Here is a 20,509-nt window from a genome sequence, read left to right as displayed (position 1 = left end):
CGCCGGATTCTCGCCGCGCCCTGCCGCGCGGTGTGCCTGCGCTCGTGCCATCCCCTAACCCACACCAAGCCATCATCAACATGAACGCATCGGCTTTCGCCTTCATCATCACCGGCGTCATCCTGAACGCCGCCGCCCAGCTGCTGCTCAAGGCCGGCACCAACGCCCTCGGCGGCGCCATCCACCTCACCCGCGACAACTGGTTCATGACCGGCCTCAAGGTGGCCACCCAGTGGCCGATCGTGATCGGCATGCTGTGCTACGGCGTATCGCTGGTGGTCTGGATCCTGGGCCTGTCGCGCACCGACGTCACGGTCGCCTATCCGATGCTCTCGCTCGGCTACGTGATCGGCGCGGTGGGCGCCTGGATGTTCCTGGGTGAAGTCATCTCGCCGCAGCGCATGCTGGCGCTCGCGGTGATCGTGCTGGGCGTGGTGCTGCTGGCGCGCAGCTAAATATTTCCGTTTTGCATCTTGAAGAAATGAAAACGCCCGCTATATTGCGGGGTGAAACCTGCATTGTCGACGTCAATACGGACTAGCAAGGCGCGGCCGCGCCGATTATCATTCCGGTATCCGCTGCCCTGCAGGGACCCGGCGCCAGTGCGCCATGACACCAGGAGAATCCCGTGGCCGAGAGCCAAACCGCCGCTACCATCGACAACTTTTCCGCCCCCATGACGGGAGGCCAGACCTTCGAGCTGGCTGGTCGTCCGGCAAAGTATACCGTGCTGTACTTCTATCCGAAGGACAACACGCCGGGCTGCACCACCGAGAGCATCGCCTTCCGCGAGGCCTATCCGGAGTTCCAGGCCGCGCATGCCGAGATCTACGGCATCAGCCGCGATTCCCTGCGCTCGCACGAAAACTTCAAGGGCAAGCTGGGCCTGCCCTTCGAACTGATCTCGGATCCGGAAGAAGCGGTCTGCGCGCAGTTCGGTGTCATGAAGATGAAAAACATGTACGGCAAACAAGTGCGCGGCATTGAGCGCAGTACGTTTATCATTGACGCTCAAGGCCGATTGGTGAAAGAATGGCGTGGCGTGAAAGTCAACGACCACGTGGCCGAAGTGCTGGAATTTCTGAAGAGCCAGCCTTGAAAACGGATGGCTCCAGCAACCCAGTTACCGATAACTTTGCTGGACATTGCCACCTATTTTGAGTCACCGCGTATCTCATCAGCATTATTCTTCCCGCTGCTGCCGGACCGGCATCCTCCGGCTGCAGCCCTCAAGCTGGCATCGCCAGCCACAGCACCATCCCCAAGTAGCATCGTTTTCGTGCAGCGGCGCGCCCCGTGCTGCGCCCGCACGTCCTATTAAGTCCTTTTTCGAATCGAGAACCTGATGCCACTGCCAAAAATGCCAAACAAGCCAGCGACCATGCTGCTGGCAAAAGATTATCCCAAGGCCGAACCGGGCAAGTCGCCCGTGCGCCCGGCGTCCGCGACGGCCGACGCCGAACTCGAAGAATTGATCAGCGGCCAGGCCGTGCCGACGCCGAAGGCGACCCGGGCACGCAAGGCCAAGGCCGCCGCCGCCCCGGCCGCCAATGATGCCGCCCTTGCCGGCATTGCCGCGGGCACGACCGGCACCGCCCCCGTCGACGTCGTTAGCGCACCCGCCGCCGAAGCGCCTACCGGCGAAGCCCCGCTGGCCAAGGGCCCGGCGCGCAAGTCCAAGGACGGCGTCGGCGCACGCCTGCGCGAGCTCGATGCCGACCAGCCGCATCCGGCCAAGCACAAGCCGGTCGAAGTCAACGTCAAGTCGTCCACCAGCCGCAAGGCCGATCGCAGCGGCACCACCAAGGTCTTCGTGCTCGACACCAACGTCCTGATGCATGACCCGACCTCGCTGTTCCGCTTCGAGGAACACGACGTCTACCTGCCGATGATGACGCTCGAGGAGCTCGACAACCACAAGAAGGGCATGTCGGAAGTCGCGCGCAACGCCCGCCAGGTGGCGCGCACCCTCGACGCCCTGATCGCCAACGTCGACGACGACGCCATCGAGGCCGGCATCCCGCTGGCCAAGCTGGGCAACAAGGATGCCAGGGGGCGCCTGTACTTCCAGACCAACCTGGATTCCGCACCCCTGCCGGAAGGCCTGCCCGAGGGCAAGGCCGACAACCAGATCCTGGGCGTCGTCCGCGCACTCGAAGACCGGATGGACGGCCGCGCCATCGTGCTGGTGTCGAAAGACATCAACATGCGCATCAAGGCGCGTGCGCTGGGCCTGCCGGCCGAGGATTACTTCAACGACCATGTGCTGGAAGACACCGACCTGCTGTACTCGGGCATCGTCCAGCTGCCGGACGATTTCTGGAACAAGCACGGCAAGGACATGGAGTCCTGGCAGGAAAACAAGAACGGCAATTCGGCCACCTATTACCGCGTGACCGGTCCGGTGATCCCGACCTTGCTCGTGAACCAGTTCGTGTTCATCGAGCCGCGGGGCGGCGAAGCGCCCTTCTATGGCCAGGTAAAACAGATCAACGGCAAGACCGCCGTGTTCCAGACCCTGCGCGACTACAGCCACAACAAGAACAACGTGTGGGGCATCACGGCGCGCAACCGCGAGCAGAACTTCGCGCTCAACCTCCTGATGAACCCGGAGTGCGACTTCGTCACCCTGCTGGGACAGGCCGGTACCGGCAAGACCCTGCTGGCGCTGGCCGCGGGCCTGGCCCAGGTGCTGGAGACCAAGCAGTACAACGAGATCATCGTCACCCGCGTCACCGTGCCGGTGGGCGAGGACATCGGCTTCCTGCCTGGTACCGAGGAAGAGAAGATGTCGCCGTGGATGGGCGCTTTCGACGACAACCTCGAAGTGCTGATGAAGTCCGACAGCGACGGCGGCGACTGGGGCCGCGCCGCGACCCAGGACCTGATCCGTTCGCGCATCAAGATCAAGTCCCTGAACTTCATGCGCGGCCGTACTTTCGTGAACAAGTTCCTCATCATCGACGAGGCGCAGAACCTGACGCCGAAGCAGATGAAGACCCTGGTCACGCGCGCCGGTCCCGGCACCAAGATCCTGTGCCTCGGTAACATCGCCCAGATCGACACGCCTTACCTCACCGAGGGCTCGAGCGGCCTGACCTACGTGGTCGACCGCTTCAAGGGCTGGAGCCACAGCGGCCACGTCACCCTGGCGCGCGGCGAACGCTCGCGCCTGGCGGACCACGCCAGCGACGTGCTGTAAGCCGGTCCTCATCCATCGCCTGCCCGTTGAAGGCAGGCGGCATCCGGAACGCTCGCCACCTGGCGGGCGTTTTTCATTTCTACCGACTATTCACCACGCATGATCTTCCTGCTGAAACTCCTGCTCGTACCGATCCTGATCGCCCTCGTCACCCTGGCCGGCCGCCGCTGGGGGCCGGGCTTGGCCGGCTGGCTGTCCGCCTTTCCCATCGTCTCCGGCCCGATCCTGCTGGTGATCTCGCTCGAACAGGGTCCGGCCTTCGCCGCCAGCGCGGCCGGCAACACGCTGCTGGCGGTGCTGGCCATCCTGGTCTTCAGCGTCGCCTACGCGCGCTGCGCCCACCTCGGCATGCCGCGCGCCATGGTCGCCGCCCTGCTCGCCTACGGCGTGGCCGTGCTGGTGCTGCAGGCCCAGCCCGTCCAGCTGCCGCTGTGGGCCGGCTTCGCCGCCGTCGTGATTGCGCTCCTGGGGGCGCCGCGCCTGTTCGGTCCGGCGCCGGCGCCGGCCGCCGCCGTCAAACCCGCCAATGACCTGCCCTGGCGCATGCTGGCCGGCGCCCTGCTGTCGCTGAGCGTCAGCTACGCCGCCGCGAGCCTCGGGCCGCGCCTGTCCGGCCTGTTCGCGATGTTCCCGGTGATGAGCACGGTGCTGGTCGGCTTCTCGCACCGTGCCAACGGTCCGGGCTTCGCGGTGGCGCTGCTGCGCGGCATGGTCAACGGCTACTATGCCTTTGCCGTGTTCTGCCTGGTGCTGTCGCTGCTGCTGGGTTCGCAGCCGATCGGCCTGGCCTTCCTGCTGGCGACCGGCGCCGCACTGGTGGTGCAATTGGGCGTCAAATGGGGCATGCAGCGTCTTTGCGCGCCGCAGCGTGCCGGCGGCCAGAAGGCAGCATAGAATAGCCGCGTTCATCCACCGAGGAGAGTCCGATGCCGCACATGCTGTTGATCCATGAACCCGTCGGCCAGCGCGCCACCCGCAGCGAGGCCGAGGGGCGCGCCGTCTACGAGCGCATGCTGCGCTGGGGCGAAGACCTGCGCAGCCGCGGCCTGCTGCTGGGGGCGGAATCGCTGGCCTCGCAAGACAAGGCGGTGCGCGTGAGCGTCCCGGCCGGGGGCGCCGGACCGGGGAAGGCGCGCATCGTCGACGGGCCGTTCGCCGAGGCCAAGGAGATGGTCGGCGGCTTCTTCCTGGTCAATGTCGACACCCGCGAAGAAGCGATCGCGCTGGCGCAGCAGTGTCCAGCGGCGGAGTGGGCGACGGTGGAGGTGCGCGGCCTGGCGCCCTGCTTCGACCGCTAACTGCCAGCACGCAAAATTGGGTCCCGGCCTTCGCCGGGACGACATGCTACTTCTTCCACCAGCTCATGAGCCGTCATCCCGGCGCAGGCCGGGATCCAATTCCATATCGCAGTGACGAAAAATATTTCGGCCGTGATGTCGAAATTCCGGCGTCCCATTCGTCGTAGCAGATGGAAGCCCCCAACGCTTCCATCCCACGACAAGGAGACCACCATGCGTTTCATGATCATCGTCAAGGCCACCCCCGACACGGAAGCCGGCATCATGCCCGCCCAATCCCTGTTCGACGCCATGACCGCGTACAACCAGGAGCTGGCCCGCGCCGGCGTCCTGCTCGACGCCAACGGCCTGCGCCCCAGCCGCGACGGCTGGCGCATCCGCTACGACGAAGGGCGCCGGACCGTCACCGACGGTCCCTTCGCCGACACCAAGGAGCTGATCGCCGGCTACACCTTGATAGGGGTGCGCTCGCGCGAAGAGGCGATGGAATGGTCGCGCCGCTTTCCCAACCCGCACGGCGAGTTCGCCAATGCCGAGATCGAAGTCCGCCAGCTCTACGAGCCGGCCGACCTGCCCTCCTGACACTCCCCCCCCCACAAGGAAACGAGCATGAAAAAGCAGATCGCCATCACCCTCCCGGTCCGGGACCTCGAACGCAGCAAGGCCTTCTTCGCCGGACTGGGCTTCGGCTTCGACGAGCGCTTCAGCAGCCAGCACGGCGCCGGCATGATCGTGTCAGACGACATCACCGTGATGCTCGCCTCCGAAGACATCGCCCGGACCCTGTGCGCCAAGCCGCTAGCCGATCCGCGCAGCAGCAGGATCGCGCTCCTGTGCCTGTTCTGCGACAGCCGGGCCGAGGTCGACGCCGTCGCAAGCAAGGCCCTGGCCCTCGGCGCCACCCTGCCGGAGCCGGTGGAGGACCACGGCTTCATGTACCAGCACGGCTTCGAAGACCTGGACGGCCACATGTGGGCGCTGACCTATATCGAGAGCATGCCCGAGCAGCAGGCCGCCGCCTGAGCAGACAAGGAGAGCAGCATGAACAAGCAGATCTACGTGAACCTTCCAGTGAAGGACCTGGAGCGCAGCAAGGCCTTCTTCGGCGCGCTCGGTTTTTCATTCAACCCGCAGTTCACCGACCAGAACGCGGCCTGCATGATCGTCAGCGAGGACATCTACGTGATGCTGCTGACCGAGCCCTTCTTCCAGGGCTTCACCAACAAGCCGGTCGCCGATGCGCGCAAGTCGACCGAAGTGCTGCTGTGCCTGTCCTGTGACAGCCGCGCCGCCGTCGACGACATGGCCGCCAAGGCGAAAGCCGCCGGCGGCAGCTGGCCGAACCCGCCGAAGGACCACGGTTTCATGTACCAGCACGGCTTCGAAGACCTCGACGGCCACATGTGGGAGCTGGCGTATATGGAAGGCATGCCGGCGCAGGCGGAAGACGCGGCAGCGCAGATTTAATGGACGCCCAGGTCGAACGCAGCATCGCCGCCGTCTGGCGCATCGAATCGGCCAGGATCGTAGCGGTCCTGGCGCGCATGGTGCGCGACGTCGGCCTGGCCGAGGAGCTGGCCCAGGATGCGCTGGTGGCGGCCCTCGAGCACTGGCCGCGCCAGGGCATCCCGGACAATCCCGGCGCCTGGCTCACGACCACGGCCAAGCACGCCGCGCTCGACCGCCTGCGCCGCGACCGCCTGCTCCAGCAGAAGCTGGAGCAGATCGGCCTCGACCTCGAAGCCCAGGAGGCCTCCATCGTGCCGGATTTCGTGGACAGCCTCGATGCCGCCCGCAACGACGTGATAGGCGACGACCTGCTGCGCCTGATGTTCACGGCCTGCCACCCGGTGCTCTCGCTCGACGCCCGCCTGGCGCTCACGCTCAAGCTGCTGGGCGGCCTGTCCACCCAGGAGATCGCACGCGCCTTCCTGGTGCCGGAGGCCACCATGGCGCAGCGCATCGTACGCGCCAAGCGCAGCTTGGGCGAGGCGCGCGTCCCCTTCGAACTGCCGCCGCCGAACGAGCTGGGCGAACGCCTCGGCGCGGTGCTGGAAGCCGTCTACCTGATCTTCAACGAAGGCTATACCGCCACCGTGGGCGAGGACTGGATGCGCCCCGCCCTCGTGGACGAAGCCCTGCGCCTGGGCCGCATGCTGGCCGAACTGGCCCCTGGCGAGCCGGAGGCGCACGGCCTGGTCGCGCTGATGGAACTGCAGGCCTCGCGCATGGGAGCGCGCCTCGACGCCGAAGGGCGCCCGGTGCTGCTGCTCGAGCAGGACCGTTCGCGCTGGGACGGGGTGCTCGTGCGGCGCGGCCTGGCGGCGCTCGCGCGCGCCGCGCAGCTGGGCCTGGCGCGCGGCCCCTACCTGCTGCAGGCCGAGATCGCGGCCTGCCACGCCCGCGCCCGCGCTGCTCCAGAGACCGACTGGCGCGCAATCGCGGCGCTGTACGGCGAGCTGGCGCAGGTCCAGCCTTCTCCGGTGGTCGAACTGAACCGCGCGGTGGCCGTCGGCATGGCCGACGGTCCCGCCGCCGGCCTGGCGCTGGCCGACGCGCTGGCGCTTGGCGGCAAGCTGGCCGGCTACCACTGGCTGCCGAGCGTGCGCGCCGACCTGCTCGCCAAGCTGGGCCGGGTCGAGGAAGCGCGCCGCGAATTCGAACGCGCCGCCGCCATGACCGCCAACGGCCGCGAGCGCGAACTGCTGCTGGAACGCGCGCGCTCCCTGCGCTCCTGAATGGCGATGCGCGATTTGGGTCGGATTCAGCTCTTGCATGGTCTTTGAACCGGAAGCGGCCGTATGCATATGCATGCGGCAATTTTTTTCCAATAGTTAATTTCTTAGAAGTGTAGCTTCCTTACGCCCCGTGTATGTCCCAGGGTAGGGGGTTCAAAAAATGCGGATATCTGATGTCATGCGGAACAAAACCCTTATCATGCTCGGTATTCAAAAAACATAACAAGTTCGGCTGGGAGTCCCGATGAAATTCCGCTTCTGGGGGGTGCGTGGTTCGATACCGTCCCCCGGTCCACGCACGGCGCGCTACGGCGGCAACACCACCTGCATCGAAGTGCGCAGCCACGATGGCACCCTGATCATCCTGGACGGCGGCACCGGCCTGTTCCCGCTGGCCCAGCACCTGCTGGCGCGGCCGCAGGCGCCGGCGATCCAGGCCAACATCTTCATCACCCACAGCCACTGGGACCACATCCATGGCCTGCCCTTCTTCACGCCGCTGTTCATCAAGGGCAGCCGCGTGCGCCTGCACGGCGCCCACGACCCGGTGACCGGCAAGGGCATCGAGCACGTGATGGCGGTGCAGCTGCAGAACAGCTACTTCCCGGTCAGCGAAACACAGATGGGCGCCACCATCGAGTACCGTACCCTCGACATCGGCACGTCGGTCGCGGTCGGCGATGCGGTGGTCGGCAACGTCCTGATGAACCACCCGGTCACCAACCTCGGCTACCGCATCTCCTGCCATGGCCGCTCGCTGTTCTTCACCGGCGACCACGAACCCTGGCACAACCCCCATCCGCCGGGCGACCCGGCCTTCGACGCGTTCGAAGCGCACCTGGGCGAGCGCCAGCGCGCGACCGACGCCGCCATGGCCGGCGTGGACGCACTGATCGTCGACTGCTCCTACACCCGCGAGGAATACCCGTCCAAGGCCGGCTGGGGCCACGGCACTTTCGATGCCGCCATCGAGATGGCGCTGCGCGTGGGCGCGCGCGCCCTGTACTGCACCCACCACGAGCCGACCCGCGGCGACGACGAGCTCGAGGCGGCATTCGCCGCCGTGATGGCGCGCTACGGCGAGCGCCTGGGCGAGCTGCAGGTGCGGCTGGCCTTCGAAGGCCTGGAAGTCACGCTGTGATGCATGTCGGCCAGGACATCCCTGTATCCTGGCCTTGTACCGCTCACTCCTCGCCGCGGTTCGCCCCCCTCTCGACGAATACCGCCGCCGTGCGCGCCGGGATCGTGAAGCTGCCGTCGGCGTCGCCGTAGCCGGACGTCTTCACCACCGGGTCAGTCGAGCTGACCTGCACCTGGTGCAGCTTGAACTTGCGCCCCTTCAGCTCGGGGATCGCGATCGTCTTCGCCTCCTTGTCCACGTTGAACAGCACCGCCACGCTGCGGTAGCGCGCCTCCGGGTAGCGGACCGGCTTTTCCCCGTCGATGTGCATCACCACCAGGCCGGGCAACTGGTCCGGCCCGGTGTTGTAGAAGCGCAGGCGCTCTTCGACGTCCTTCGCACTGCGCAGGCGGAACAAAGCGCTGTCCGTGCGGATCCGGAGCAGGTCTTCAAACGCCTCCTTCGCCGCCAGGATCGCCCTGGTATCCGGCTTGATCAGCGGGTTTTCCAGCACCGGCGTCATCAGGCCCCAGTTGTCGCGGTTCTTGTCGCTCGATGGCAGGCCCACGCCGAAATTGTTCGACGCGTAGCTGTAGTCCAGGCGGTTGAACCAGTCGCCCGCGTTGTAGCTGTCGCGGTCGAGCGACTTGGAACGCAGCAGCTCCTGTCCCGCATGGATGAAGGGAATGCCCTGCGACAGCAGCACGATGGCCGCGCCCAGGTTCTGCACCCGCACCCGGTCCGCAAGCGAGGTCGATTGCGGCAGGCGGAAGGCGTTGATGTCGAACAGGGTCTGGTTGTCGTGCTTCTCGACGTAGTTGATGGTTTCGACCGGGCTGGCGGTGTAGCCGGCGCGCTGGCCGAAGTAGTCGATGTCGGCATTGCTGCGCAGCGAACCGAAACGGTCGACGAAACGGTAGTCGCGCAGGGTGCCCGACAGGCCCACGCGCACCAGGTCGGCCAGGCGCAGCGCATCGTCGCGCGACTGCCTTGCCAGGTGATTCGGGTCATACCAGACGCCGTTGATGAAGCCCTGCTGGCTAATCAGGTTCTCGCCGCCGTCGCAGCAGCCGCCACCGCGCACCGTGTCGCGCAGGCGGTCGTTGAATGAGCCGATGCCGGTGCCGAACAGGTTCGCCTGGCGCGCCGTCACGAAGCGCTGGTCATTGGCCACCGCGCCGAAGTTCCAGCCTTCGCCGTACAGGTAGATCTCGCGGCCGGCGGCCTGGTTGACGCGCGCCTGCAGTTCCTGCATCACGGCCAGCGGCGCAAACGTCATGATGTCGAAGCGGAAGCTGTCGACCTTGTACGCGCTGGCCCACAGGGCCACCGAGTCTGTCATCAGCTTGGCCATCATGGTGTGCTCGGCGGCGGTGTCGGCGCAGCAGCTGTCGTTCAGGTTGGCGCCCTTGTCGTTCAGGCGGTAGTAGTAGGTCGGCACGATCTTGTCGAGGGTCGACAGCTGGCCTTGCTGCGAGGCGCTGGTGTGGTTGTAGACCACGTCCATGGTGACCCGCAGGCCGGCCTCGTGCAGGCCCTGCACCATCTCGCGGAACTCGCGCACGCGCGCGGCACCGTCGTTGGCGTTCGATGCATAGCTGCCTTCCGGCGCGTTGTAGTGCACCGGATCGTAGCCCCAGTTGAAGCAGTCGGCATCGCGCACCGCCTCGATCGCGGCCTGCTGTGCTTCCGAGGCCGGGCCGGCATCCGGGATCACGGGCGACACGCAGCCGGCTTCGTTGACGCTGGCGATGTCGAACACGGGCAGCAGGTGCACGTGGCTCAGGCCCGCCTTCTGCAGCGACTGCAGGTGGCGCATGCCGCGCGAATTGCGCTCGGCAAAAGCCAGGTACTTGCCGCGGCGCGCCGCCGGCACCGAGTCGTCGTTCAGCGAGAAGTCGCGCACGTGCAGCTCGTAGATGGAGATGTCGGCCGGATGCGCGAGCGCCGGGATGCGGTGCTTGTCCCAGTTGCGCGGCTTGAGCTGCTCGCTGTCGAGGTTGGCGAGATAGCTGCGGGCGCTGTTGGCGTTCAGGCTCACCGAGTAGGGGTCGGTAACGGTATTCGTCACCAGCGTGTTGTCGGCCCAGCGCGACAGCACCTTGACGGTGTAGGTGTAGTAGGCGCGGTTGGTCCAGTCGGCGCTTGGGGCCGTGTAGCTCCAGACTCCGGTGGCGGCATCGAAGCGCATCGGCACCTGGCTGGCGGCGGGCGCGTTCGCGTCCGGATAGATGTCGAGCGCCACCGACTTGGCGGTCGGCGCCCACAGGCGGAAGGTGGGCACGCCGGCGCCGTTGAAGCTCACGCCGAGCCTGGTGTCGGCCGCGCGGGCGGCGAACACCTCGTCGAGCATGCCGGCGGTCTGCAGCGAGGTCACCTGCACCAGCTTGCCGCCAGCGTCGAACTGGGCGATCGCGAACTGGGCGCTGGCCAGGGCGGCGACCTTGGCCGCGTCTGGCGTCGACAGCGCCAGGCCGGTGCTGCCGGCCAGGTGCGGAAATTTCGCGCGCACCGCCTCCGGCAGCGGCGCCAGGCTCAGGTCCATGCTGCCGTCAAAGCCGGTGACGCCGGCGGCGCCCGAACCGAGGCCGCCGTTCGCCGCGTAGTACAGCTTGTAGCTGCCGCTGGCGGGCGCGCCCGGCCAGGCCAGGGTGCCGGCGGCCAGCCAGTGGGCGCCGGCCTGGGCCAGGCTGCCGTAGCTGGGCGCAGGCGGCGCGGTGTAGATGCTGCAGTCGCCCTCCAGCAGCCAGATCTCGTGGCCACGGCTACCCACGTCGGCGGGCAGCTGCGCGCCCTGGTCGGCGCCGCAGTTCTTGGTGCCGCTGCCGTCGGTGACGAGGAACCACAGGGCGGTCTTGCCTGGCGCCAGCGGAATGTCGACCCAGCCGCCGAAATCGTCGCTCTGGGTGAACATGAACCGGTCCGTGATCCAGGCCGAGCTCGGCCTAGCCGGGCCATCCCAGGAATACACGCCCCACTGGGCGGTATCGTTCTGGACGCGGCGGAAATGGATGCGGATGGTGCCGGGCGCGACCGGCGCGGCAGCGCTGGCGGCCGGCTGCTGGGCGAAGGCGCTGCTAGCTGGCAGGGCGATCCCGGCCATTGCAGCAAGCATCCCACAAGCAGCCAGGCTGACATGCAAGCGTGAAGTCAAACTACCTCTGTTGCGCATAATGTCCCCTTAATCGTTGTTTTTAAAAGCTGATTGCCTGGACCGCTTAGCCACAGGCGGCAGCAGTGGCAGACGCCACTGTGTAATATTACTACCAGCATTAGCAAAAATGTAAAGGAACACCGGGAATCTCGGAAGCCGCGTTCGAGCCCCGTCTCAAGATCGGCAGACTGCCGGAGTTGTCAATATGCCACATCGAATTTGACGAATTTGTTGCGGAAAATCTCATAAAGCCTTAATATCCACCGGGAAATTAACGTTGTTATTATTGAATCCGCGCTGTTTCCACGATTGGATACCCGATGATTGCCCGCACGTCCGCCGCGTTTGCCGTAATGATGCTGTTCAGTGCGGGCCAGGCCGCCGCCGTACCGCTCACTTCCACCGAAATGCTGCAGCAGTTCAACGTTGTCGTCAGCGGCAACCTGAACTCGACCTCGCACGTCGACGGCCGCACCTATGTGGGTGGCGATGTGAAGGGTGGCGCATATGTGCAGCACGCCGGCAGGACCCCCGCGTCGAACTATGCCGGCCTGACGGTGGGCGGCAACGTGAGCGGCAATGTGCACGTGAACGGCTTGGGGGCCGTCGTCGGCGGCAACTTCAAGAATGCCACCGTCAATTCCGGCGAAAGCCATGTCGGCGGCTCGGCGTCCAATTCCAGCTTCAACGGTAATGTCTATGTCGCCGGCGCCGCTTCCAACGTCAATTTCGGCCAGAAAATCCATGCCGCCAGCTATAGCGGCATCAACCTGAACGGCAAGGTACTGAACGCGACCACCAGCACGATGAACAGCACGCTGGAGGCCTCGACCTCTACCGATTTCTCGGCGCTGATGACAGGGCTGTCCTCGCAATTATCGGCGCTGCAGGCCACCCCGGGCACCTCGGTCATTTTCAGCAATAACGACCGCCAGGTCAGCTTTTACGGCATGCCGGTCGACGGCATGCTGGTGTTCGACCTGACCACGCTCGACAGCAAGATCTTCTCGTCCATTACCTCCGATCTCAGTTTTAACCTGAACGGCGCCAGCACGGTCATTTTCAACACCAACGACAGCATCCTAAACCTCAACGCCAACTTCGCCCAGCCCCAGAACCTGGCCAGCTCGCTGATCTGGAACTTCGCCGGCGCGAGCAGCGTCAGCGTCGGTCGCACCTTCGGCGGACAGGTGCTGGTAGCAAACGGGACGTTCAGCAACACCGGCGGCGCCAACGTCGAGGGGGGCGTATACGCCAAGAACCTGAATCAGGGTGGCGAAATTCACTTGCAGAAGTTCACCGGCTCGCTTCCTGCGGAGGTGCCGGAACCGGGAACCCTGGCCTTGCTGGCGGCCGGCGCGGGGATGATTGCCTTCACGGGTCGGCGGCGCAAGCTTCCGGGCCGCTGAAACAGGCGCCGGCAACTACTGCACGACAGGGCGCTCATCCCGCCCAGGCCCGGGCCAGCGGCGCCCGGCGCGCTGCGGGCGCCACCGGGCGCGAAAAAATAGAAGCCCTGCTCTTCGTCGCAGCCGAGGGTCTGCAGCAGCTGCATCTGGCGGCGGCTCTCGCTGCCCTCGGCCACTACCCGCATGCCCAGCGCGTGGGCTATCGCAATCATCGAGGCGATCAGGGTGTCGCCTTCCTGATGTTCGATGCGCAATCGGACTGGCTGGACTGGCGCGGCGAAATGTTGACCGAGACCGGCACCAGGGCTGCGCCGTGGCGCATCCAACTGGCCAGGCCGTTGCCAGCGCACCAGCGCTACGATGCTGGCGGCGCTGCCGGTCGCCAGATCCACCCGCGGCTGGTAATGCAGCACGAAGTGCTGCAGGTCGAGCGCCCGGCGCAGCTCCACTTCCGTCTCGAGCCGGGCACGGATGGCCGCGAAGCAGCGCGACTGGAAGAAGCAGAAGCCGTCCTTCCCTTCGGTCTTGACCGACTACATCGCGATGTCCGCATTCTTGAGCAGGGTCTCGGCATCCTCGCCGTGCTCGGGAACAGGCCGATCCCCCCCCGCGCGCGCCCGCGGGACGTAAAAAAGCCCGGACGGGCCGGGCTTTCCATGCAGCAGCGAAGGGGCGCTTCTTACATGATGTGGGTGCCGATCCACCAGGCGATCGCGGCCATGAAGGCCGAGGCCGGGATGGTGAAGATCCAGGCCCAGACGATGTTGCCCGCCACGCCCCAGCGCACCGCCGACATCTTCTGCGAGGCGCCCACGCCGACGATCGCGCCGGTGATGGTGTGGGTGGTCGAGACCGGGATGCCGAAGTAGCTCGACATCAGGAGGGTCATGGCGCCGCCGGTTTCCGCGCAGAAGCCGCCGACCGGCTTGAGCTTGGTAATCTTCTGGCCCATGGTCTTGACGATGCGCCAGCCGCCGAACAGCGTGCCGAAGGCGATCGCGGCATAGCAGGAGATGATGACCCAGGCCGGCGGATGGGTGTCGTTGACGCTGACGTAGCCGGCCGCGATCAGCAGCATCCAGATGATGCCCATGGTCTTCTGCGCGTCGTTGCCGCCGTGGCCCAGCGAGTAGGCCGCGGCCGAGGCCAGCTGCAGGCGGCGGAACCAGGTGTCGACCTTGCGCGGCGTCGACTTCACGAAGGTCCAGGACACGATCAGCATGATGATCGAGCCGAGCGCGAAGCCCAGCATCGGCGCGACCACGATGAAGGCCACGGTCTTGAGCAGGCCGCCGGAGATCAGCGAGCCGGTGCCTGCCTTCGCCACCGCCGCGCCCACCAGGCCGCCGATCAGCGCGTGCGAGGACGAGGACGGGATGCCGTAGTACCAGGTGATGATGTTCCAGGCGATCGCCCCGACCAGCGCACCGAAGATGACGTAATGGTCGACCACGTGCGGGTCGATGGTACCCTTGCCGATGGTCTGCGCCACCTTCATGTTGACCACGAAGATCGCGATGAAGTTGAAGAAGGCGGCCATCGCCACCGCGTGCTGGGGTTTCAGCACGCCGGTCGACACCACGGTGGCGATCGAGTTCGCCGAGTCGTGGAAGCCGTTCATGAAGTCGAACACCAGTGCCAGCAGCACCAGGAAGCCCAGCACGTAAATGCTGATGTTAATAGTTTCCATGTTTATTCTTGTTGTGCGTGTGCGCTGTGCACGTTACGCGTTCTCGACGATGATGCCTTCGACGATGTTCGCCACGTCTTCGCAGCGGTCGGTGACGGTTTCGAGGATCTCGTAGATCGCCTTCATCTTGATCAGGTTGCGCACGTCCGGCTCGTCGCGGAACAGCTTGGACATGGCGGCGCGCATCACGTGGTCGGCGTCCGATTCGAAGCGGTCGATCTCTTCGCAGATGGCGACGATCTTCTGGGCGTTGCCCATGTCGTGCAGCAGGGAGACGGCTTCCTGCACCTTCTTGCAGGCAGCCAGGCACAGTTCGGCCAGGCGCGCGGCTTCCGGGGTCACGGCGTGCAGGTCGTACAGCGAAACCGTCTGGGCCGCGTCTTCCATCATGTCGAGGATGTCGTCCATGCTGGTGATCAGCTTGTGGATGTCATCGCGGTCGAGCGGGGTGATGAAGGTCTTGTGCAGCAGGTCGACGCATTCGTAGGTGATCTTGTCTGCTTGTTTTTCGATGCTTTCGACGGCGTGGGTGCGGTTTTCCAGGTCGTCGAAGTTGGTCATCAGGCCAACCATTTCCTGCGCGCCCTTCACGCACAGGGCGGCGTGCTGGTTGAACAGGTCAAAAAACTTGCCCTCCTGGGGCATCAGGCGTCCAAACATATTATTCTCCGTTGTGAATCTCTTGGGACTTCGAGACCGCTGCCACGGCTGGCAGCGGCGAGGTGGTAAATCGCGGCTTATTGCTTCTTAATCGCCCTGATAGATGCTCAGGTTGCCGCTGTAGTTGCCGAACTTGGTGTAGGAGCCGATCCAGGTAAGGCGAATCGCCCCGATCGGGCCATTACGCTGCTTACCGATGATGATCTCGGCGGTTCCCTTATCGGGCGAGTCGGGATTGTAGACCTCGTCGCGATACAGGAAGATGATAACGTCGGCGTCCTGTTCGATAGCGCCCGATTCGCGCAGGTCGGACATGACGGGTCGTTTATTGGGTCGCTGTTCCAGCGAACGGTTCAGCTGGGACAGTGCGATGACGGGGCAATGCAGCTCTTTCGCCAGGCCTTTCAGGCTTCGCGAGATCTCGGAGATCTCGGCCGCGCGGTTGTCGCCCGGCTGGCTGCCCTGCATCAGCTGCAGGTAGTCGACGATGATCAGGCCCAGCTTGCCGCACTGGCGCGCCAGGCGTCGTGCCCGTGCGCGCATCTCGATCGGGTTCAGCGCCGGCGTCTCGTCGATGTAGAGCTGGGCGTCGTTCATCTTTTGAATGGCGTGCGTCAGGCGCGGCCAGTCTTCGTCGTTCAGGCGGCCGGTACGCAGGCGGTGCTGGTCGAGCTGGCCCACCGAGCCGAGCATACGCATGGCCAGCTGGGCGCCGCCCATTTCCATGGAGAAAACAGCTACCGGCAGGCCGGCTTCGATCGCGACGTTCTCGCCGATGTTGACCGAGAACGCGGTCTTGCCCATCGAGGGACGGCCGGCGACGATGATCAGGTCGCCCGGCTGCAGGCCGGAGGTCATGCGGTCGAGGTCGATGAAGCCGGTCGGCACGCCGGTGATCTCGCCCTGGTTCTCGCGCGAGTACAGCTCGTCGATGCGCTCGACCACTTGCGTGAGCAGCGGCTGGATCGGGTTCCAGCCCTGCTGGCCGCGGGCGCCGGTTTCGGCGATGGCGAAGATCTTTGATTCGGCCTCGTCAAGCATCTGCTTGACTTCCTTGCCCTGCGGGTTGAAGGCGTTGCCCGAGATTTCGTCGGCGACGGTGATCAGGTTGCGCAGGATGCCGCGGTCGCGCACGATCTCGGCGTAGCGGCGGATGTTGGCCGCCGACGGCGTGTTCTGCGCCATCGCGTTCAGGTACTGCAGGCCGCCCACCTCCTCGGCCTTGCCCAGCATGTTGCAGGCTTCGTAGACCGTGATCACGTCCGCCGGCTTGCCGGCGTTGATCAGGCGGATCATCTGTTCGAAGATGATGCGGTGGTCGTAGCGGTAGAAATCCTCTGCGTGCATGAAGTCGGCAATGCGGTCCCAGGCGGCGTTATCGCGCAGCAGGCCGCCGATGACGGACTGTTCTGCTTCGATGGAATGCGGCGGGATGCGCAGGGAATCGACTTGCGGATCGGATGGGGAATTCATGGCGGGCATTATACCGTTTCCGGTCACACGGCTGAAATAATTGGCGAGTTTCCAGGAATAAAAAAAGCCGGGAGAACCCGGCTTTTTTCATTTATACAACAGCAGCTTAGGCAGCTTCGCCAACCACCGAGATGGTGATTTCCGAAACCACGTCGGTGTGCAGCGCGACGGAGACCGGGAATTCGCCGGTGGTCTTCAGCGGACCGGTCGGCATGCGAACCTGCGACTTCTCGACCGGGAAACCTTGCTTGCTCAGGGCTTCGGCGATGTCGAAGTTGGTGACCGAACCGAACAGACGGCCGTCCACGCCCGCCTTCTGGGCGATGGTGACGGTCATGCCGCTCAGCTTGTCGCCTTGCGCCTGGGCTGCCGACAGCTTTTCAGCTGCTGCTTTTTCCAGTTCGGCGCGCTTGGTTTCGAACTCGGCCACGGCGGCCTGGGTGGCGCGGCGTGCCATTTTTTGCGGGATCAGGAAGTTACGTGCGTAACCGTCCTTGACTTTGACGACGTCGCCCAGGTTACCGACGTTGACGACTTTTTCGAGCAGAATAACTTGCATATTTTTTCTCCAGGATATCTAGCTGACGTGCCGCGATTTAAGCGTTGTGCAGGTCGGTGTACGGCAGCAGCGCGAGGTAGCGTGCGCGCTTGATGGCGGTGTCGACCTGGCGCTGGTAGTGCGCCTTGGTACCGGTCAGACGTGCCGGCATGATCTTGCCGTTTTCCTGGACGAAGTCCTTCAGGGTGTCGACGTCCTTGTAGTCCACCTGTTCCACGCCTGCGGCGGTGAAGCGGCAGAACTTCTTGCGCTTGAACAGCGGGTTCTGCTGCTTGCGCTTCATTTTTTCTTTAGCTTTGTTTTTGTCGAACTTTTTACCGAATGCCATTTTGAGGCTCCTGTATCTGTAATCTAAATAGGCCGAGTACGGTTACGCGGCACTGAAATCAATGATGTGAAACACCAAGGCTTTGCTGTTGCGGTTTTTCCTTGCGAGGAATCCTTCGAAGCGGTAGGCGGCACCGAGTTCGGCGCTTTCCAGCCTGCCTGAAATCTCGCCCGCGCCGAGCGCAGGGATTTCAAACGCGACCTGCCTTGTCACTCCGGCCTCGACCTGCTGCGAATCGTGCATCAGGATCGCGCCCACGATGGGGACGCCGGCCGGGGTGAAACGCAGTACGTCTCGCTCCGCGATGGTCGCGATGAGCTGGAACCGGTTCACTGCGTTCTACGAATTCCCGAGAAAAACTTAGGCAGCGGCGGCCGGAGCAGCGGCTGCTGCTTCTGCGCGGTGGCTCTTGGCTGCGTCTTCGCGCTGGACCGACTTCATCATCGGCGACGGTGCGGTTTCGGCCTTCTTCATCTTGACGGTCAGGTGACGCAGGACGGCATCGTTGAACTTGAATGCGGTTTCCAGCTCGACCAGGGTCTCGTTGTCGCACTCGATGTTCATGCAGATGTAGTGAGCCTTCGGCAGCTTCTGGATCTGGTAAGCCATCTGGCGACGGCCCCAGTCTTCCACGCGATGGATGTTACCGCCACGGCTGGTCACCGTGGTCTTGTAACGCTCGATCATCGCCGGAACTTGTTCGCTCTGGTCCGGGTGGACGATAAAAACGATTTCATAATGACGCATGCAACACTCCTTGAGGACGTTTAAACAAATGCCCACCTCGGCGTCAAGACGAGTGTGGGAAGGGAAAGCCTTCGATTATAGCCTGAAAAACCGGCGGATGGGAATCCATGGCATGGCCCAGCCCGGCAGATGGCGGCGAAAAGCAGGCATCGGCGCCACGAATACGGACGCACTGCACAAATTTTTTACAGTTTTCCTGTGTTTGCCCTTGCGCATATCAGAATACTGTACAAAAATACAGTCTGCTCTTACAACTAATGCCGTACAACACCCATGCTCAAGCTCACTGCAAGGCAAGAACAGATCCTTAACCTGATCAAGGAAGCGATCGAAAACACCGGCTTCCCGCCGACCCGCGCCGAAATCGCGGCCGAGCTGGGTTTCAAGTCGGCCAACGCGGCCGAAGAACACCTGCAGGCCCTGGCGCGCAAGGGCGCCATCGAGATTTCGCCGGGCACCTCGCGCGGCATCCGCCTGGTCGGCGCGTCCGTCGAACAGGTCCCGATGGTGCCTGCCGCCCTCATGATGTCGCTGCCGCTGGTCGGCCGCGTGGCCGCCGGTTCGCCGATCCTGGCCCAGGAACACGTCGAAGCCACCTACTCCGTCGACGCCGCCATGTTCTCGGCGCGCCCCGACTTCCTGCTGAAGGTCAAGGGCTGGTCGATGCGCGATGCCGGCATCTGCGACGGCGACTTCCTGGCCGTCAAGAAGATCGACAGCGCCAAGAACGGCCAGATCGTGGTGGCCCGCCTCGGCGAAGAAGTCACGGTCAAGCGCTACCGCAAGACCGGCAACCTGGTCGAGCTGCTGCCGGAGAATCCGGACTTCAAGGTGATCCAGGTGAACCCGGAAGACGAGTTCGCGCTGGAGGGCCTGGCCGTCGGCCTGATGCGCAGCTGGCACTAAGCCTGCGCCCACCAAGCTGCCGGCTTGCCCGGCGGCTTATTGAATTTTCTTGTCCGCCCAGTGGGAATCCTTCTTGGCGGATTTCACCATCTGGTTGTGCTCGGTCACATAGGCATCGGTCGCCGAGCGCCATGCGGCGTAGTCCGCCAGCACCAGCTTCGAACCCACCTTCGCTTCCTCGGTCAGGTTTTCCTGCAGCTGGGCCAGGTAAGCATTCGATTTCTCCATCTCCTCCTTGTTCATCAGCTTCTGGATGTCGCTCGGGACGCGCTTGGTCAGCGGCAGCGACGCGTTCAGGTTGGTGACGTACTTGTTGTAGCACTCCTGCCACGTCTGCACGGCCGCGCTGATACGATCGATGTCGGCATTGACCTTCGACATCGCGGGAATACGCGGCGCGGTGCAGCGGAACTCGCCCGACTTCAGGTCCTCGCCGTCGTAGCCCTTGATCCAGTAATCGATGTCCTTGCGGCGCTTGACGCGCTGCTCGATCAGTTCGAGCGAGTCGATCGCGACCTTGTTACCCTTGGCGGCGGATCTCTTGAACAGATCGACGGCCCTGGCTTCGTCGACCTCCCCTGCTTCGCCGTAGAAATACATCTGGCCCAGCGCCTGCTGCGCGGCCGGATTGCCGGCATTGGCCAGCTTGGTGTAGATTTTCATCGCGCCCGCGTAGTCCTTCTTCTCGAACAGGGCATTGGCGTCTTCCAGCTCGCCGGCAAAGGCGGCGCCGCACAGCAGCAGGGATGCAAGGAACAGCTTGGTCTTCATGGGCAGATGGCTGAGGTAAAAGGAAATCCCATGATAGCGGCAATGTACCGCTCTGCTCAACCGCTGAAACAAAACGGCGCCAGTGGCGCCGTTTTGAAGGAGTGCGCAGGTTTCCCGTAGGGTGGGCGGCTCCACCTGAGGCGTCGGAGAATCCGCGTAATGACTGCCGCCCACGCGTTCAACTCTCCGTAGCACAGAGAGGTGCTCACCTGCGGCCTGAACGCGTGGGCGGCGGTGGCGCTATCGACTGATCTGCCAGTCCGGTATAGCCGCCCACCCTGTAAAGGCAAAGTTGAAATGTCCGCTTCTGGCAAAGTTGAAATGTCTGCTTTTTTGCCCGGGTTAGCGGGAGCTGGCGCGCTTTTGAGCGGACATCTTCTTGGCTGCCATGACGCCGGTTGACACCACGGTCTGAGGTTGGTCTCCACGACACGGACGTGTACGCCGGCGTGCC

21 protein-coding genes and 1 pseudogene are annotated in these 20,509 nt (G+C 64.3%); 12 read left to right on the top strand and 10 right to left on the bottom strand.

The annotated features are described in order from the left end of the window. The first annotated feature begins 80 nt into the window (after nt 1-80). From FG94_RS02345 to FG94_RS02300, 10 genes are all read left to right on the top strand, one after another. Nucleotides 81-455, top strand: coding sequence for an SMR family transporter (locus FG94_RS02345; protein WP_036206549.1), 375 nt, complete (start codon nt 81-83; stop codon nt 453-455). Nucleotides 456-628: 173 nt separating this feature from the next. Then, nucleotides 629-1,099 (top strand): peroxiredoxin, encoded by a 471-nt coding sequence (locus FG94_RS02340; RefSeq protein WP_081925735.1) that lies wholly within the window; start codon nt 629-631, stop codon nt 1,097-1,099. A gap of 246 nt (nt 1,100-1,345) precedes the next feature. After that, a complete protein-coding gene (locus FG94_RS02335) occupies nt 1,346-3,202 on the top strand; it encodes a PhoH family protein (RefSeq protein WP_036206547.1) in 1,857 nt (618 codons plus the stop codon). 99 nt (nt 3,203-3,301) lie between these two features. Then, the gene (locus FG94_RS02330) at nt 3,302-4,096 is read left to right on the top strand and encodes a hypothetical protein (protein WP_051996042.1); all 795 of its coding nucleotides are present in this window, start codon (nt 3,302-3,304) and stop codon (nt 4,094-4,096) included. Nucleotides 4,097-4,128: 32 nt separating this feature from the next. Further along, nucleotides 4,129-4,500 (top strand): YciI family protein, encoded by a 372-nt coding sequence (locus FG94_RS02325; RefSeq protein ID WP_036206545.1) that lies wholly within the window; start codon nt 4,129-4,131, stop codon nt 4,498-4,500. Between the two features lie 213 nt (nt 4,501-4,713). Continuing rightward, complete coding sequence (locus tag FG94_RS02320) at nt 4,714-5,082, top strand: YciI family protein (RefSeq protein WP_036206542.1); 369 nt, start codon at nt 4,714-4,716, stop codon at nt 5,080-5,082. Nucleotides 5,083-5,109: 27 nt separating this feature from the next. Beyond that, on the top strand, nt 5,110-5,523 hold the full coding sequence (locus FG94_RS02315) for a VOC family protein (RefSeq protein WP_036206540.1): 414 nt from the start codon (nt 5,110-5,112) through the stop codon (nt 5,521-5,523). Nucleotides 5,524-5,541: 18 nt separating this feature from the next. Next, nucleotides 5,542-5,967, top strand: a complete 426-nt coding sequence (locus FG94_RS02310; protein WP_036206538.1) for a VOC family protein — start codon at nt 5,542-5,544, stop codon at nt 5,965-5,967. Continuing rightward, entirely contained in the window at nt 5,967-7,238 is a 1,272-nt protein-coding gene (locus FG94_RS02305) for an RNA polymerase sigma factor (RefSeq protein WP_036206536.1), read from the top strand. Before FG94_RS02310 ends, FG94_RS02305 begins: the two co-directional genes overlap by 1 nt. 244 nt (nt 7,239-7,482) lie before the next feature. Continuing rightward, nucleotides 7,483-8,379, top strand: coding sequence for an MBL fold metallo-hydrolase (locus tag FG94_RS02300; RefSeq protein ID WP_036206533.1), 897 nt, complete (start codon nt 7,483-7,485; stop codon nt 8,377-8,379). Nucleotides 8,380-8,422: 43 nt separating this feature from the next. On the opposite strand, the gene pulA is transcribed toward FG94_RS02300, so the two are convergent. Then, nucleotides 8,423-11,473, bottom strand: coding sequence for a pullulanase-type alpha-1,6-glucosidase (pulA, locus tag FG94_RS02295; RefSeq protein ID WP_229445826.1), 3,051 nt, complete (start codon nt 11,471-11,473; stop codon nt 8,423-8,425). 359 nt (nt 11,474-11,832) lie between these two features. On the opposite strand from pulA, the gene FG94_RS28020 reads away from it, so the two are divergent. Next, complete coding sequence (locus FG94_RS28020; protein WP_229445825.1) at nt 11,833-12,921, top strand: collagen-binding domain-containing protein; 1,089 nt, start codon at nt 11,833-11,835, stop codon at nt 12,919-12,921. A 98-nt stretch (nt 12,922-13,019) separates the two neighbouring features. Here the strand turns inward: FG94_RS28020 and FG94_RS28375 are convergent. The 8 genes and pseudogenes from FG94_RS28375 to rpsF form a co-directional block, all read right to left on the bottom strand. After that, a pseudogene (locus FG94_RS28375) lies at nt 13,020-13,271 on the bottom strand (EAL domain-containing protein); the annotation flags it as partial. A gap of 329 nt (nt 13,272-13,600) precedes the next feature. Further along, nucleotides 13,601-14,611: an inorganic phosphate transporter gene (locus tag FG94_RS02285; RefSeq protein WP_036206528.1), complete on the bottom strand. Its 1,011-nt coding sequence runs from the start codon at nt 14,609-14,611 to the stop codon at nt 13,601-13,603. A 33-nt stretch (nt 14,612-14,644) separates the two neighbouring features. After that, nucleotides 14,645-15,271 carry a DUF47 domain-containing protein gene (locus tag FG94_RS02280; RefSeq protein WP_036206524.1) on the bottom strand — a complete coding sequence of 209 codons (627 nt, stop codon included), beginning with the start codon at nt 15,269-15,271 and terminating at the stop codon, nt 14,645-14,647. A gap of 87 nt (nt 15,272-15,358) precedes the next feature. Further along, entirely contained in the window at nt 15,359-16,744 is a 1,386-nt protein-coding gene (locus tag FG94_RS02275) for a replicative DNA helicase (RefSeq protein WP_036206630.1), read from the bottom strand. Between the two features lie 106 nt (nt 16,745-16,850). Then, on the bottom strand, nt 16,851-17,303 hold the full coding sequence (gene rplI / locus FG94_RS02270) for a 50S ribosomal protein L9 (RefSeq protein WP_036206522.1): 453 nt from the start codon (nt 17,301-17,303) through the stop codon (nt 16,851-16,853). A 37-nt stretch (nt 17,304-17,340) separates the two neighbouring features. Continuing rightward, the gene (rpsR, locus tag FG94_RS02265) at nt 17,341-17,631 is read right to left on the bottom strand and encodes a 30S ribosomal protein S18 (RefSeq protein WP_027866749.1); all 291 of its coding nucleotides are present in this window, start codon (nt 17,629-17,631) and stop codon (nt 17,341-17,343) included. A 42-nt stretch (nt 17,632-17,673) separates the two neighbouring features. Next, nucleotides 17,674-17,964 (bottom strand): primosomal replication protein N, encoded by a 291-nt coding sequence (priB, locus tag FG94_RS02260; RefSeq protein WP_036206519.1) that lies wholly within the window; start codon nt 17,962-17,964, stop codon nt 17,674-17,676. A 27-nt stretch (nt 17,965-17,991) separates the two neighbouring features. Next, nucleotides 17,992-18,378 (bottom strand): 30S ribosomal protein S6, encoded by a 387-nt coding sequence (gene rpsF / locus FG94_RS02255; protein WP_020656856.1) that lies wholly within the window; start codon nt 18,376-18,378, stop codon nt 17,992-17,994. 273 nt (nt 18,379-18,651) lie between these two features. Here rpsF and lexA point away from each other — a divergent pair, with 273 nt between their 5' ends. Beyond that, nucleotides 18,652-19,284, top strand: a complete 633-nt coding sequence (gene lexA, locus FG94_RS02250; protein WP_027866747.1) for a transcriptional repressor LexA — start codon at nt 18,652-18,654, stop codon at nt 19,282-19,284. A gap of 36 nt (nt 19,285-19,320) precedes the next feature. Here lexA and FG94_RS02245 read toward each other — a convergent pair whose 3' ends face one another. Continuing rightward, nucleotides 19,321-20,055: a tetratricopeptide repeat protein gene (locus tag FG94_RS02245; protein ID WP_036206515.1), complete on the bottom strand. Its 735-nt coding sequence runs from the start codon at nt 20,053-20,055 to the stop codon at nt 19,321-19,323. Between the last annotated feature and the right edge of the window lie 454 nt (nt 20,056-20,509).

The organism is Massilia sp. LC238 (assembly GCF_000735635.1).
Classification (GTDB): Bacteria; Pseudomonadota; Gammaproteobacteria; order Burkholderiales; family Burkholderiaceae_D; genus Telluria; species Telluria varians.
Note: the sequence above shows the minus strand (reverse complement) of the source record. Positions and strands in the feature narration are given on the sequence as shown.